This window comes from Bacillus sp. FSL M7-0003, assembly GCF_038628485.1.
GTDB classification, from domain to species: Bacteria; Bacillota; Bacilli; order Bacillales; family Bacillaceae; genus Bacillus; species Bacillus safensis.
Genome location: NZ_CP152024.1, coordinates 455,310 through 469,926 on the forward strand (window position 1 = coordinate 455,310; position 14,617 = coordinate 469,926).

The 14,617-nt window shown below is 43.8% G+C and carries 14 protein-coding genes; 9 read left to right on the forward strand and 5 right to left on the reverse strand.

Annotated elements, in window-relative coordinates; all coding sequences use genetic code 11:
- Positions 1–69: 69 nt before the first annotated feature.
- From MHI23_RS02165 to MHI23_RS02205, 9 genes are all read left to right on the forward strand, one after another.
- Positions 70–1,395: an LLM class flavin-dependent oxidoreductase gene (locus MHI23_RS02165; protein ID WP_034283773.1), complete on the forward strand. Its 1,326-nt coding sequence runs from the start codon at positions 70–72 to the stop codon at positions 1,393–1,395.
- A gap of 17 nt (positions 1,396–1,412) precedes the next feature.
- Positions 1,413–1,916, forward strand: coding sequence for a GNAT family N-acetyltransferase (locus MHI23_RS02170; RefSeq protein WP_024427303.1), 504 nt, complete (start codon positions 1,413–1,415; stop codon positions 1,914–1,916).
- Between the two features lie 21 nt (positions 1,917–1,937).
- Positions 1,938–2,732 carry an amino acid ABC transporter substrate-binding protein gene (locus tag MHI23_RS02175; protein WP_024427304.1) on the forward strand — a complete coding sequence of 265 codons (795 nt, stop codon included), beginning with the start codon at positions 1,938–1,940 and terminating at the stop codon, positions 2,730–2,732.
- A 24-nt stretch (positions 2,733–2,756) separates the two neighbouring features.
- A complete protein-coding gene (locus MHI23_RS02180; RefSeq protein WP_024427305.1) occupies positions 2,757–3,431 on the forward strand; it encodes an amino acid ABC transporter permease in 675 nt (224 codons plus the stop codon).
- Positions 3,432–3,443: 12 nt separating this feature from the next.
- Positions 3,444–4,190, forward strand: coding sequence for an amino acid ABC transporter ATP-binding protein (locus tag MHI23_RS02185; RefSeq protein ID WP_025093644.1), 747 nt, complete (start codon positions 3,444–3,446; stop codon positions 4,188–4,190).
- A 34-nt stretch (positions 4,191–4,224) separates the two neighbouring features.
- The gene (locus MHI23_RS02190) at positions 4,225–5,382 is read left to right on the forward strand and encodes an amidohydrolase (protein ID WP_034622943.1); all 1,158 of its coding nucleotides are present in this window, start codon (positions 4,225–4,227) and stop codon (positions 5,380–5,382) included.
- The gene (locus MHI23_RS02195) at positions 5,373–6,707 is read left to right on the forward strand and encodes an MmgE/PrpD family protein (protein WP_342492242.1); all 1,335 of its coding nucleotides are present in this window, start codon (positions 5,373–5,375) and stop codon (positions 6,705–6,707) included. Before MHI23_RS02190 ends, MHI23_RS02195 begins: the two co-directional genes overlap by 10 nt.
- 312 nt (positions 6,708–7,019) lie before the next feature.
- The gene (locus MHI23_RS02200; RefSeq protein ID WP_024425529.1) at positions 7,020–7,712 is read left to right on the forward strand and encodes a response regulator transcription factor; all 693 of its coding nucleotides are present in this window, start codon (positions 7,020–7,022) and stop codon (positions 7,710–7,712) included.
- Positions 7,702–9,129, forward strand: a complete 1,428-nt coding sequence (locus tag MHI23_RS02205; RefSeq protein ID WP_024427309.1) for a HAMP domain-containing sensor histidine kinase — start codon at positions 7,702–7,704, stop codon at positions 9,127–9,129. The genes MHI23_RS02200 and MHI23_RS02205 overlap by 11 nt, the downstream gene beginning before the upstream one ends.
- A 38-nt stretch (positions 9,130–9,167) precedes the next feature.
- On the opposite strand, the gene MHI23_RS02210 is transcribed toward MHI23_RS02205, so the two are convergent.
- The 5 genes from MHI23_RS02210 to MHI23_RS02230 form a co-directional block, all read right to left on the reverse strand.
- On the reverse strand, positions 9,168–10,013 hold the full coding sequence (locus tag MHI23_RS02210) for a GAF domain-containing protein (RefSeq protein WP_025093640.1): 846 nt from the start codon (positions 10,011–10,013) through the stop codon (positions 9,168–9,170).
- A 164-nt stretch (positions 10,014–10,177) separates the two neighbouring features.
- Positions 10,178–11,554: an aspartate kinase gene (locus tag MHI23_RS02215; protein ID WP_041116670.1), complete on the reverse strand. Its 1,377-nt coding sequence runs from the start codon at positions 11,552–11,554 to the stop codon at positions 10,178–10,180.
- A gap of 174 nt (positions 11,555–11,728) precedes the next feature.
- Entirely contained in the window at positions 11,729–13,165 is a 1,437-nt protein-coding gene (locus MHI23_RS02220; protein WP_025093639.1) for an MDR family MFS transporter, read from the reverse strand.
- A 16-nt stretch (positions 13,166–13,181) separates the two neighbouring features.
- Positions 13,182–14,048: a TetR/AcrR family transcriptional regulator gene (locus MHI23_RS02225; RefSeq protein WP_239500339.1), complete on the reverse strand. Its 867-nt coding sequence runs from the start codon at positions 14,046–14,048 to the stop codon at positions 13,182–13,184.
- 139 nt (positions 14,049–14,187) lie between these two features.
- Complete coding sequence (locus tag MHI23_RS02230) at positions 14,188–14,445, reverse strand: hypothetical protein (RefSeq protein WP_245207173.1); 258 nt, start codon at positions 14,443–14,445, stop codon at positions 14,188–14,190.
- Positions 14,446–14,617 lie beyond the last annotated feature (172 nt).

Consider the following 14,617-nt stretch of genomic DNA (forward strand, 5'->3'; position numbering starts at 1 on the left):
CAATCAGAAAAATGTATCTTCTAAGACTTCAGTTTGATACATGTAGGATATAGAAAGGATGAAGAACAAGTGTCACAGCCGAAAAGGAAGCTCAAGCTAGGCGTATTCATCGCAGGAACTGGACATCACGTTGCCTCTTGGAGACATCCGAATGCAGTACCAGATGCAGCCATGAACCTAGATTATTTTAAACAATTAGCGAAAAAGGCAGAGGAAGGAAAGCTGGATTTGCTCTTTTTAGCTGACAGTTTATCCATTAATCAAACCTCTCATCCGAACGTATTAACGAGATTTGAACCGCTCACGCTGCTTTCATCGATTGCTGAGTCTACTTCAACCATTGGTTTAGCAGCAACAGCATCCACTACATACAGTGAGCCTTTCCATATTGCAAGGCAGTTTGCCTCCCTTGATCATTTATCAGGCGGAAGAGCAGCATGGAATGTGGTCACATCTTCTATTGAAGAAACAGCGAAAAATTTTAGCGGAGAAGAGCATTTAGCACACCATAAACGATATGAGCGTGCAGAAGAGTTCGTCGAAGTCGTCAAAGGTCTCTGGGATTCTTGGGAGGAAGACGCCCTTGTCAGAAACAAGGAAACGGGAGAATTCTTCGAATCTAGTAAGCTTCATGAGCTCCAGCACAAAGGTGAGTTCTTCTCAGTAAGAGGTCCTCTCAACGTATCACGCACGCCGCAAGGGCAGCCCGTGATCATTCAAGCAGGATCTTCTGAAGATGGCCAAAAGCTTGCAGCAAAAACAGCAGAACTCATTTTCACTGCACAAAACGATCTCGATAAAGCGAAGGAATTTTATCAAAGCTTGAAGGGGAAAGTAGAGGCTGCTGGCCGTGCTAGAGAGGACGTCAGCATCATGCCGGGTATCTTCCCGATCATTGCTGATACAGAGGAAGAAGCCCAAGCGAAATATGAAGAATTACAGGAGCTGATTGTTCCTGAGATTGGACTGAGCATTCTGCAAAATTACTTAGGCGGGATTGATCTGTCTCAGTATCCTTTAGACGGGCCGCTTCCAGAGATTGATCCGAGCACGTCAAATGCGGTGAAAAGCCGTTTTGATCTCGTGATGAATATGGCGAGAAAGGATAACCTGACCATTCGCCAGCTTTATCAATCGGTTGCTGGCTCACGCGGTCATAATATTTTCATTGGAACGCCGCAGCAGCTGGCAGACGTGATGGAAACATGGCTTCGTGAAGAAGCAGCAGACGGCTTTAATGTCATGCCGCCGCTCTTGCCAGAAGGGCTGGATGTGTTCGTAGACCGCGTCGTCCCAATCCTTCAGGAACGAGGCTTATTCAAAACCGATTACACAGGACAAACCTTACGAGAAAATCTTGGATTAACAGAGCCAAAAAATCGCTACACGACATAAGGGTGAGGTGACTAACGTTGGGATACACGTTTCGTCTGGCAACAGAGGCAGATATAGAGGCGCTGCTTGAACTGACAACAAGAGCCTACGAGCCAATTCGTGAGCTAGGCATCCAGTTCCAAGCAGCACATGCTGATTTCGCTCTCGTTCAGAAAAATGTACAAAAGAATCTTTGCTATGTGATGGAAGAAAACGGAGAGCTTCTATCCACCTTATCACTCCGTATGCCTTGGGGAGAGCAGCCAGGACCATTCGGCGTCCCTCACATCTGGTGGTTTGCCTCAGAACCAGCTGCCAAAAAAGGCACAGGCTCAGCCTTGCTGGAATGGGTTGAAACCGAAGTGCTAAGGGATACACTGAAGGTGCCGTACGTGTCGCTCGGTACAGCTGATAAGCATCCATGGCTCATAGAGATGTATGAGCGTAAAGGCTACGTCAGAGCAGGTGAAAAGGATTTAGGCAAAGGTCATATCACGGTTTATTTCAAAAAACAATTAAGATCAGATATCACACAACCATAAGAGGAAGAAGGGTTTACAAACATGAAAAACAAAAAGTGGCTAGTCGTTCTATTTGCAGCAATGCTGGCAGTTTTAGCAGCTTGCGGCGGCAACAATCAGAGTGAAGGCAAAGACGAAAAGGTGTTAAAAGTAGGCGCTACAGGACAAAGCTATCCGTTTGCTTATAAAGACAATGGCAAGCTTGTAGGATTCGATGTTGAAGTAACAGAAGCCATTGCGAAAAAGCTTGGCTACAAACTAGACTGGCAGCTGAGTGAATTCAGCGGACTGATGGGACAGCTGACGTCTGGTAAGCTCGATACAGTGTCAAACCAAGTTGCCATCACAGACGAGCGTAAACAAACATTTAACTTTACAGATACGTACGCTTACGCAGGAACACAAATCATCGTGAAAAAAGACAACAACGACATCAAAGGTCTTGACGATTTAAAAGGAAAAACAGTGGCGGCGGTTCTTGGCTCTAACCATGCTAAAAACTTAGAGAGCAAAGACCCTGACAAGAAAATTAAGATCAAAACATATGAAACGCAAGACGGCGTATTAAATGAAGTGGCAAATGGCCGCGTAGATGCTTATGTCAACGGACGCAGTGTATTACTTGCTCAAATTGAAAAAACAGGTCTGCCGCTGAAAATCGTAGGCAACCCAATTGTGTATGAAGAAGTAGGCTATCCATTTGCGAAAGATAAAAAGCATGACAAACTAAGAGAAGAATTTAACAAAGCCATCAAAGAATTAAGAGAAGACGGGACACTTAAGAAATTGTCTGAGAAATATTTCAAAGACGATGTCACAGTGCCAATTAAAAAATAACGACAGCGGCGGTGAAGAGCAGACATGAACAAAATTGATTGGCAGTATATGGTGACGGTGTTTCCGACATTGCTTCAATACTTGCCGATAACGATCTTCATGGCGATTGTCTCCATGGTATTTGCCATTATCATTGGTGTGGTATTCGCTCTCATTACGAAAAACCGGATACCTGTTTTATACCAATTTGCCAAGCTGTATATTTCTTTCTTCAGAGCGGTTCCAACCTTGGTTCAGCTCTTTCTCATTTATTTTGGTCTCCCGCAGCTATTCCCTGCGATGACCTCAATGGATGCTTTAACAGCGGTCATTATCGGATTAAGTATTAAAAACTCAGCATACTTAGCAGAAATTTTCAGAGCGGCTCTGAACTCAGTGGATGAAGGGCAGCTTGAGGCATGCTTATCTGTCGGTATGACAAGATGGCAGTCTTACGTTAGAATTATTTTCCCGCAGGCCATTAGAAATGCAATTCCAGCGACGGGGAATACCTTTATCGGTCTTTTAAAAGAAACATCTCTTGCCTTTACGATTGGTGTGGCAGAAATGTTTGCACAAGGGAAGATGATTGCATCGGCGAACTATAAATACTTTGAAACCTATTTAGCCGTAGGGATCGTGTATTGGGTGATGACGATCATTTATAGCTTCCTGCAGGACCTGTTTGAACGAAAAATCAGCAAACCTTACCGGAATTAAGGAGGTGTGGACATGATCAAGCTCACCAATTTGAAGAAATCATTCGGCGACCTTGTCGTCTTAGACGGAATCAATCTCGACGTGAAAAAAGGGCAGGTTGTGGCCATTATCGGACCTTCTGGCTCCGGTAAATCCACCTTGCTGCGCTGTTTAAATTTATTAGAAACACCTGATGAAGGCACGATTGAAATTGGCGATGCAAGGCTCGATGCGTCCAAATATTCACGTAAAGAAGCTCATCACCTGCGTCAACAAACGGCCATGGTGTTTCAAAACTATAATTTATTTAAAAACAAGACAGCACTGCAAAACATAACAGAATCACTGCTTGTGACGAAAAAAATGACGAAGCAGCAGGCGAATGAAATCGGTATGAAACTGCTGAAGCAGGTAGGGTTAGAGCAAAAGGCTGACAGCTATCCAGTCACATTATCTGGCGGACAGCAGCAGCGGATTGGGATTGCCCGCGCGTTAGCGGTTGATCCACATGCGATTTTGCTGGATGAACCAACGTCAGCGCTTGATCCAGAGCTTGTCTCAGGTGTGCTTCAAGTCATTAAATCCATTGCGATTCAAGAAACAACAATGATTATCGTCACACATGAAATGGCATTTGCAAGAGAAGTGGCAGACCATGTGATTTTCATGGCGGATGGTCATATTATCGAGCAGGGGACGCCAACTGAGCTATTTGATGAAACAAAGAATGAACGAACGAAACGATTTATCCAAAAAGAAGCAGCGGCTGAAGAAGCATAAGCTGCTTTTTATTCTTTAGAGGGGTGAGTGTCTAGTGAAATCAATAGGAAATGAAGCTTTAAACAAACGTTTGATCAACATTCGCCGAGCGCTTCATGAGCATCCAGAGCTGGCGTTTGAAGAATATGAAACGACAAAGAAACTGCGCCACTGGTTAGAAGAGGAAGGGATCACTGTACTTGATATCCCAGCCCTTCAAACAGGCGTTGTCTGTGAAATCAAAGGAGAACAAGAGGGGCCAACAATTGCTTTGAGAGCCGATATTGATGCACTTCCGATTGAAGAGGCATCTGGCGAACCATTTTCTTCAAAGGTACCGGGTAAAATGCATGCATGCGGTCATGATTTCCATACAGCTTCTATTTTTGGCGCGGCTCTTTTATTAAAAGAGCGGAAACACGAGATCAAAGGAACGGTGCGTATTTTGTTCCAGCCGGCTGAGGAAGTTGCTCAAGGGGCGAAACACGTCATAGAGGCAGGCGTTTTAGATGGAGTCGATGCGATTTTCGGTATGCACAACAAGCCTGACCTGCCAGTTGGCACGATTGGCATCAGAGAAAAAGCATTGATGGCGAGTGTGGACCGGTTTGAAATCGATATTAAAGGAACGGGTGGCCACGCCGGTATTCCAAATCACACGGTAGACCCCATAGCCATCAGCGGGCAGATCACAAGCGCCCTTCAGCAAATCGTCAGCCGCCGCATCAGCTCCTTGCATCATGCGGTTGTCAGTATCACACGTATCCAAGGCGGTACATCATGGAATGTCATACCCGACCGTGTTGAGATGGAAGGAACCGTTCGGACGTTTGAGCCTGAAGTAAGAGCGATGATTCCGGAGCTTATGAAACAAATCGTCAGTGGAATTGCAGAAGGATTTGGAGCAGAGGCTGAAGTAAGATGGCATCCTTATTTGCCATCTGTCATGAATGATGAGCGTTTGACAAAGGTAGTAGAAGAAACGGCTGGCTCACTTGACTTACATGTCGTGCAGGCAGAGCAGTCACCGGGCGGAGAAGATTTTGCTCTTTATCAAGAACGCATTCCAGGCTTTTTTGTATGGATGGGGACTAGTGGTACGAAGGAGTGGCATCACCCTGCGTTTACATTAAATGAAGACGCACTTCCAGTTTCCGCTGCCTTCTTTGCTGAGCTTGCCGTACGGGCATTGGAGTCTCGATCATGGAATTAACAAAACATCTGGCAGAAGCAGTGCTTTCTGCTGATCCGCTGCAGGATGAGCGGGCCATTCAAATGGCTAGAAATGGCCTGTTAGACGCTGCAGCATCAGCGCTTGCTGCGAAAGAGGATGAAGGGATCCAAAAGCTGATGCAGCTTGTTGAACAGGAAGGCGGAGCCGCTCAGATTCCTGTCATTGGACAAGGAAAGAAGGTGAGCCGCCAATCTGCAGCAATGCTGAATGGCTACCTCATCCATGCCCTGGATTATGATGATGTGCACTCAGATGTGAGAGGACATCCGAGCGCAGTCATCATTCCAGCGCTGCTATCACAGCTGACAGACGGCAAAGGGTATGGCGAGCGGTTTTTAGCTGCCTACATCACAGGTGTTGAAGTGATGGCAAGACTTGGCGAATCGATCGGTAAGGCGCATTATGAGCGGGGCTGGCATAATACAGGAACACTCGGAGCCATTGCGGCAGTGTGTGCGATTGGCTATTTGAAACAAGTCTCCAAGGAAGAACTGACGAAAGCAATCGGCTTTGCCGGAGCGCAATCAGCCGGAATGCGAAAGCAATTTGGCTCTGATATGAAATCATTACAAGCCGGCTTAGCTGCTAAAACAGCCGTTTGGTCTATGGATTTAGCTTGTTCAGGTTTTGGCGGGAATGACTCGGTTCTTGATGGCGCGCTTGGTTTCTTTTCACTCTATGGAGATCTGGAACTTGCGAAAAGCCGTTTGCTAGAGGGCTATGGTTCTACATGGCGTATCGTTTCGCCGGGGCTGTGGTTCAAAGTATATCCATTCTGCTCAGCAGCCCACCATGCAGCAGATGCGATCCAATCCTTAATGAAAGAGCGGTCTTTCTTGCCGGAGCAGGTAAAACAGGTCGATGTCATATTCCCGCCAGGCGGAGATGCAGCGCTTATTGAGCGGACACCTTTAACCGGGGAAGAAGGACGATTCAGTGTCGAATATGTCATCGCACTTGCAGTGTTTGGACAGACGCTTACGCTGGATGCCTTTACGAAAAAAAACATTCCATCAGACATGCGGACATGGATGAAGCGGGTAAACAGAGGATATGATCAAACGACAGTACCCCATCCCGATGCTGTCCCAAAAGGACGCTTTACGATTGTGAAGCTCACCTTAACTGACGGCACCACCATGAGCAAGCGGGTTGATATTCCGCAGGGAGCACCAGGCTGTGCGTTATCGAAAGAAGACATCATACAAAAGTTAAGCAGCATCACAAGCGCATCTCAGGCACAGCAGATTTTACAGGCGGTTGAAGAGGAAAATGACACTGCTTATTTGAAGTTGCTGGCATGATAAAAAAGCTCATCGATATAGTGATGAGCTTTTTTAAATAGATCTATCCTATAACTGTCAGGAAGTTCTTTCTCTAAATATATGTAAATGACGCTGTCCTATTTCAACCAATATCTTGACCATCTTCTGCAATGCCATCATAAAAAAACCTCATGTGATTCACCGCAGTATTAGTTCTTTCAAAAAGTATGAATAAAAGATGACCAAACGATGATAAGTTCATAAAAACAGTGGAATCCAATTGAGATTTGAAAGGGAACATGTAAAATAAAGCTACATAAAGAAAAACAATGGTAGCAGCGGAGGCTGATCATGAAAATATTAATGATTGAAGATAATCAGAGCGTTTGTACAATGACGGATATGTTTTTTCAACGAGAGGGATTTCAAGCGGAATTCGTTCATGATGGATTAGAAGGATTGAATCGCTTTAAGCAAGAGGAGGATTGGGATCTGCTCATTTTAGATGTCATGCTTCCTTCGATGGATGGTCTGACCATTTGTCAAAAAGTGCGCCAGATTAGTGACATTCCGATTATCATGCTGACAGCCAAGGAAACCGAATCTGATCAGGTGCTTGGTTTTGATCTTGGGGCAGATGATTATGTGACCAAGCCCTTTAGTCCACTAACCTTGATGGCAAGAATTAAAGCGGTGAAACGACGCTTTGCTCATACAACCACTCAAGAAAAGGTGAATGAGGGCGAACGGCTGGAGACAGCACATTTTCAGTTGGATAAAAAAACGAGAGAAGTTTTCCTGGATGGAGAGCGAATAGAGAACCTCACACCGAAAGAATACGATCTGCTGTGCTTTTTTATTCAGCATCCTCGGCAAGTATTTTCACGAGAACAATTGCTTGAGCAAATTTGGGGATACCAATTTTATGGAGATGAACGAACGGTAGATGTTCATATTAAACGGCTGCGTCAAAAAATTGGGGACGGGCCTAAGCCCTTTTTGTATACAGTATGGGGCGTAGGGTATAAGTTCGATGAAGATTAAATATTTTTATCAGCTGCTGATCAGTCACCTTGGGTTATTGCTCATTGCCATTGTCATTATCAGCACCCTTTTATCTCATTTTGTGAAAGATATTGCCTATCAAAACAGAGTGAATGAAATGAGCTCCTATGGGAATGAAATCTTGCAAGATTATAAACGACTCTCTAAAAGCGAAATGACCTTTCGTCTGCGGCCATTTGAAGATATTCTTTCGACGAGGCAAATTCGTTTTTTCGTGTTTGATGAAAAAGGAGATATTCTGTCTCAGCAGCAAGTGATGCCGCCGCATGAAGTATTACTGACAAAGGATTTATGGGCCAAACTCTCAAAAGGAGAGCAAATCATTGTGAAGCGAAGTGATTCACGCCGCCTTGATCAAGAGGCATCACTTGTGGCGCTCCCTGTCATGGAGGATGGAAAGCTAAAGGGTGGAGTTGTCCTTATTGCCCCGATTCAAGGCGCTGAACAGCTCATCGCCCAAATGAATCGTTATCTGTATATCATCGTATTTGTGGCGCTGACGATCACCTTTATTCTCAGCCTGTTCCTGTCTAAATTTCATGTGAACCGCATCAAAAAGTTGAGAGAGGCGACTGAAAAGATTGCGCAAGGTGATTACAACATCAAGCTTGAAAACAAACACCTTGATGAAATTGGCACACTTGGTGAGGATTTTAATATGATGGCCAAGCGTCTTCAGCAATCAAGAGAGGAAATTGATCGGCTCGAAAAGCGCAGACGTCAATTCATCGCAGATGTGTCTCACGAATTGAAAACACCGCTGACCACCATTCGAGGACTGGTGGAATGGCTGAACACTGCGGATGTGTCAGCAGAAGAGAAAGAGAAATGCTATGCCTTAATCACTGATGAGACAAAACGTATGCTGCGCCTCGTCAATGAAAATATGGATTATGAGAAAATTAGATCGAATCAAATTACCCTTCAGAAATTTCATTATCCACTCATTGACACATTTGAAGTGATGAAAGAGCAGCTGAGCCGAATCGCCGAAGAGAAAAACAATCAGCTGATCGTGGACGTTGATCCCGAGCTAAAGGTTTATGCAGATTATGACAGGCTCATTCAAATACTTGTCAATATCACAAAGAACGCGATTCAATTCACAGAAGACGGCCGTATTTACTTAAGAGGAAAACAAGAAAATCAAGAGACGATCATCGAAGTGGAAGACACAGGCATTGGCATTGCGCCAGACGAAGTCAAACACATATGGGAACGTTTTTATAAAGCGGATATCTCAAGAACGAATACACCGTATGGAGAATACGGATTGGGCTTGTCTATCGTGAAGCAGCTTGTGGACCTGCATGAAGGGCATATTGATATGAAAAGTGAAAAAAACAATGGAACGACATTTACCATACGACTGCCGTTTCCAAAAGAAAAAGGCTAAAATGAAGTTCATCTTAGCCCTTTTTGGTGAATCACCACTTATTCATTTTTGGTAAACGTCAACCCAATATGAGCAAGTGCCTGCGGCAAGTCTTTCCGGATGGTGATGTCTTTAAACGATATATTGGATTGAATCGCACTTAAAGCAAGGTCTTGCTTAATACCTGTTAAAACTGCCGAAATTCCTAAAAGTCTCAGCGTTTGTGCGTAGCTGACCAAATATTGAATGCTTTGTTCATTCAGGCTTTTGGTTCCCGATACATCAATGACCAAATGAGAGAGCGACAGCCTGTAGCTTTCCTGTAAAATGGTTTCTAAAATATGCTGAGCACGTGTCTCTTCGATATCACCAAGCAGAGGAAGCACAGCAACACCGTCAACAACTGGTACGATCGGTACAGACAATTGCCGAATTTGCCGGTTGGCACGGTCTAGTTCGAGGACATAGCTTAATAATGAAGCCATCGTTTCAAACATATACACATGCTCTTCTGTGAACTGCTTCGGCCTCAAATCAAGTCCGCAAATCGTTCCGTAGTTCGTCCCATCTGTGAAATTAATGGGAACTCCAATAAACGAGCCGCCTTGAAGATTTTTCGTAACCTCTAAGTATTTAAAACGGTCATCCTTCGAAATGTCAGGAATCACAAGTGTATCCCGATGATCGACCACAAGCTTGCAAAATGTCTTTTCGTAAGGAAGTTCTTCTCCTTCTTCAAGAAGCTGCTCGTCATGATTTAGCACCTTTACAATTTGATTGGTGTTTTGATCATTTTTAGCAATAAACAGTGTATTCACATCAATGAATTGACTCATCATGTTTAAAATACTAGTAGAAGCATCATGAAAATTGCGAAACTGTTTTAATAGTTGTTGACGAGGCATTGTTTTAGGACTCCTTGTAGCTCCGATCATAGGCCGGAACGGATAGTTGATTTGTCTCTATCATACAAAATCAAACAAGAAATAGATACACTTTAATGCGCAAAAACACTCTGATCGTCGAGATGAAAAAAGACTGCCGATCCCAAGATCTGGCAGCCTTCTGATTAAAGAGAGACAGGGACAGTAGACATAGAGAAAAATTCCTCATACAAGGCTTGAACAGCTTCTTTTTCTTGAGCCGCTTTGACGCCAAACATCATGCTGACCTCTGAAGAGCCTTGATTGATCATTTCAATATTGACCTTCGCTTTTGACAGCGCCTTTGCCGCTCTTGCTGTTGTGCCAACATTATGACGCATCGCTTCTCCTACAACCATAATCAGCGAGAGATTTCGCTCTAAAACGACCTCATCTGCATCAAGCACGACCTTCAAGCGGTCTAGCAGCTCCTCTTCGATATGCTGCTCCTCCAGCTGATCCTGACGTAAAATAATGGTCATATCATCAATGCCAGAAGGAACATGCTCATACGTAAGCCCATACTCTTCTAGTGTTTGCAGCACCTTTCGTCCAAAACCGACTTCTCTGTTCATCAAATATTTACTAATGTAAATACTGCAAAATCCATTGTCTGAGGCGATTCCAACAACAGGTCCATTTGTATGGTCCCGCTGATTTACGATTTTTGTCCCTTTTGCCGACGGGTTGTTGGTGTTTTTAATCTGAACCGGAATGCCTGCACGGAAGGCAGGAATAAGTGCTTCATCATGGAACACAGAAAAACCAGCATAGGACAGCTCGCGCATTTCCCGGTATGTCAGCTCTGTAATCTCTTTCGGTTCATGAACAATCGTTGGATTGACGGCATAGACAGCATCGACATCTGTAAAGTTTTCATATACATCTGCCTTCAAACCGTTCGCCAAAATGGAGCCGGTAATATCGGAGCCGCTTCGCGAAAAGGTGACGATGTCTCCCGAGAGACTAAAGCCAAAAAAGCCAGGGAATATAATAATGCCAGAGCGCTCTCTTAATTTGTACAAATGATCATAAGACTCCGGCAGAACTTGTGCTTGGCCAGGCTCATCGCTCACAAACAAACCAGCTTCCTTTGGATTCACATAATGAGCTTCCACACCTTGGTGGCGGAAATAGGCGGCAATGAGCTTAGCGTTATTGTCTTCACCGCTTGCTTTAATGGCATCAAGATAGCACTCAGGGCGGGATGAATCAGCCTGTAATAATGTGTCTAAATCTTGCCTGATGGTATCGATAATGTCTTGACCTAATCCGAGTTCATCCGCTATTGAGGCATACCTCTCAATGACTGCTTCCTTTAAATCATGTGCTTCGCCTAAACGTAAATATTGTTCACCGCAGCTAATTAATAGATCGGTGACCTTTGTATCCGTTGAATGCCGTTTTCCTGGTGCGGAAACAACGACTGCTTTTCGAGCTGGATCTGCTGTTACAATGTCAAATACCTTTTGCAGCTGCTTGCCAGATGCAAGTGAACTGCCACCAAATTTAACGACCTTCAATGCATACATCTCCTATAGTAAAAATTTTCTCACAAATTGAATAGTTCCTATTATCAACTCTTTTCTTTAAATTATCAAGGTTTTTCTTCACTAGAAATACAAATGTGTTTACAGAGAGGACGATATTGTATGAGTATATGAAAAAAGAGCCGGCCATATGCCGAGCTCTTTTTCTTATGAAGAAGACGAGGAGGAAGATAGCTCCTGCTTCATCACTTTATTCTCACGTTTTTTTTCCTTTAAGAAAAAGGAGAGGACGAGACCAATGACGGCAATCAGACCAGAAATGAAGAATGACGTATTCATTCCATGAACGGCCGATTTTAATGGATTGGCCAATTCTGCATTTGCAGCAGAGCTGCTCATGATAGAGACAAGCACAGCCGTTCCAATGGAACCGCCTACTTGTCTCATCGTGTTATTCATCGCTGTCCCATGAGGGATCAAATGAGGCGGTAAAGAGTTAATACCTGCGGTTGTCAGCGGCATCATGATCATCCCAACCCCGATTAACCGAAGCGTGTAGGCGACTGTAATGAGGGCGATCGATGAATCAAGGGTGAGCAGCATAAATGGCAGGGTGGTAACGGTGAGTATCGTAAATCCGCCTAATGCCAGCCCTTTTCCGCCGACTTTATCAAAAATCCGTCCAATAATCGGTGACAGGAGTCCCATGAAGAGAGCACCTGGCAATAAGATAAGCCCTGTATCAAGTGCAGACAGCCCTCTGACATTCTGCGTATAAAGCGGCAGAATCGTCTCTGTCCCAATTAATAAAGCAAAGACAAGCATGCCGAGGAAGGTTGTTAAGCTAAAGATCGCAAATTTAAATACGCCAAACTCCAGCATCGGCCTTGTTAAGTTCGACTGGCGCAGGATAAAGAAGAACAAGCTCACGGCGCCGACAATCAGCGAAATGAGAACAGTCGCACTCGTCCATCCATACGTGCCGACACTAGAAAATCCGTAAAGCAGCCCTCCGAAACCGAACGACGACAAGATGACAGATAAGACATCAATACGTGTTTCTCTTTGCTGCGTCACATTTTTCATTAAGAAGAAAGCAAGAATGAGATCAATGATACCGATTGGCAGAACAATATAGAACAAGAACTTCCAGCTGAAGGAATCAACAATCCAGCCGCCAAGTGTTGGCCCAAGCGCAGGTGCGAACGAGATGACAAGTCCGACCATGCCCATTGCCTGCCCGCGTTTTTCTTTCGGGAAAATGGTTAAAAAGATCGTTTGCATCAGCGGCATTAAAATCCCTGCGCCTGCTGCCTGTACGATACGCGCTGCAAGTAACACCGGGAAATTCGTTGCAAATGAAGCAAGAATTGTACCGGCTGTAAAGATGCTAAGTGCCGTTAAAACTAAAGAACGGCTTGAAAATTTCTCAATGAGGAAAGCCGTAATGGGGATGAGAATCCCGTTTGTCAGCATAAAGGCTGTTGTAAGCCACTGTCCTTTGCTGACCTCAATATTGAAATCTTCCATGATATGCGGGATCGCTGGAATGAGAAGCGTTTGGTTTAAAATCGCAACGAATGCCCCAACGAGGAAAATCCCAACAATCACAGATCGATTATACGATGTAGTTGATTGGTTCATGTTATCCCTTCTTTATCTATAAAATGATGTTTTTCAGCTGTGACACGTTTTGTGATAAAACGCTGTTTTTGCCTAAATAATCGAGCAGTGAGCTGACTAAAAAGGTTCTCGGTTCATCCTTTGATAATTCTTGTTTGAGCAGCTCATAAGCAGAGAGGAGATCGTCTTTTTCTTCTCCGTTTGACAGTGCGTGAAGCTCATGTTTGATCTTCGTTAAGTACGAGATGACAAGTTTTTCTTCATCATATCCGTCCTGTGAGGAAAACAAATAAGAGTCCATGAGCTGATCTGTTAACACAGGCTCAATTGAGCAAGGCTTTTTCGATACACGGTCCATCACACCGATAATCATCTCAGCAGCATTTTCTAATTTGATGTTCTTGTGCTCAATCGCCAGCATTAAGATGAATTCTCTCATTAATCCATTGAGAACAATCACGAGATCCCAGACATAAGGAGCGACAGATTCACCATAGGTGCTCAAAATAATGTCCCTGTGCCGCTGCATGATAATGGAGCGTGTCTCGCGTAAGTGTTTAATGACAATAGGCGAATGCTGAGAAAAAGCTTCAAAGGACAGCATGTTCAAAAATTTATGATTCTCTTTAAACTCTTCAAGCTCAAGCTTGATCTTCTTTGTGAATTTTTCCTTTTTGGACAACGTTGTTTCTGAATGAATGATCTGAGAAATCTCTCTCATTTTGCACTGATTGTATTTAATCAGTTCTAGTAGAAGAGCTTCCTTTGAATCAAACAGTTTATAAATAGACGCTTTTGATATTTTACAGGCATCGGCAATTGACTGCATGGAGACACTCATATAGCCTTTTTGAGAAAATAATTTCTTTGAAACCCGCAAAATCTCTTCTTGCTTTTCGTTCATCTTCATAAGTCCTTTCCGAATCGGCAAAACCATATGGTCACAATGGAAACCGAGTGGTCACTTTTGCTATGATAACAAAACCAATGACCCATGACAAGAAAATGAACTTAAAAAAATACCCGTCTGCATGACAGGTATTTTATCCTTCCGCATGTGCGGTATATATTTTTGTTTTGCCGTGAAGTTCGACGACCAACATGTCTTCTCTCTCTTTCACAGAGTAAATAGCGGTCCCTTTTTGCAGCCTAGAAGCTGTACCATGTTCAAAATTTTTGACGGCTGTTTTCTGAATGACACCTACTTGCTGATGTTTTGTGACGTGTAAGGATGTCGTCCAATCTACATTTGTTTCATAGACCGTTCCTTCCCATTGAAATAAATCTGCCTGCTGATCCATAGCTAATAACTCTTCCGCACTAGGTGGTTTTGACTAAGAATATTGGAGGGACTGGCAGGCACATAGGAAGATCGCGAAAATCATCATCAATAAACTCATCCATATATTATGTTCAAAATGGGTTCCTTCCCTTCAGACAGTCTCATGAATAATAGACGTTTGTGAAGTCATA

Bases quoted from the DNA above. Each gene is read 5' to 3' on its own strand.
- MHI23_RS02185 (WP_025093644.1), top strand. From the start codon at position 3,444: ATGATCAAGCTCACCAATTTGAAGAAATCATTCGGCGACCTTGTCGTC.
- MHI23_RS02210 (WP_025093640.1), bottom strand. From the start codon at position 10,013: ATGCCTCGTCAACAACTATTAAAACAGTTTCGCAATTTTCATGATGCT.
- MHI23_RS02230 (WP_245207173.1), bottom strand. From the start codon at position 14,445: ATGGATCAGCAGGCAGATTTATTTCAATGGGAAGGAACGGTCTATGAA.
- MHI23_RS02220 (WP_025093639.1), bottom strand. From the start codon at position 13,165: ATGAACCAATCAACTACATCGTATAATCGATCTGTGATTGTTGGGATT.
- MHI23_RS02205 (WP_024427309.1), top strand. From the start codon at position 7,702: ATGAAGATTAAATATTTTTATCAGCTGCTGATCAGTCACCTTGGGTTA.
- MHI23_RS02200 (WP_024425529.1), top strand. From the start codon at position 7,020: ATGAAAATATTAATGATTGAAGATAATCAGAGCGTTTGTACAATGACG.
- MHI23_RS02225 (WP_239500339.1), bottom strand. From the start codon at position 14,048: ATGAACGAAAAGCAAGAAGAGATTTTGCGGGTTTCAAAGAAATTATTT.
- MHI23_RS02180 (WP_024427305.1), top strand. From the start codon at position 2,757: ATGAACAAAATTGATTGGCAGTATATGGTGACGGTGTTTCCGACATTG.
- MHI23_RS02195 (WP_342492242.1), top strand. From the start codon at position 5,373: ATGGAATTAACAAAACATCTGGCAGAAGCAGTGCTTTCTGCTGATCCG.
- MHI23_RS02175 (WP_024427304.1), top strand. From the start codon at position 1,938: ATGAAAAACAAAAAGTGGCTAGTCGTTCTATTTGCAGCAATGCTGGCA.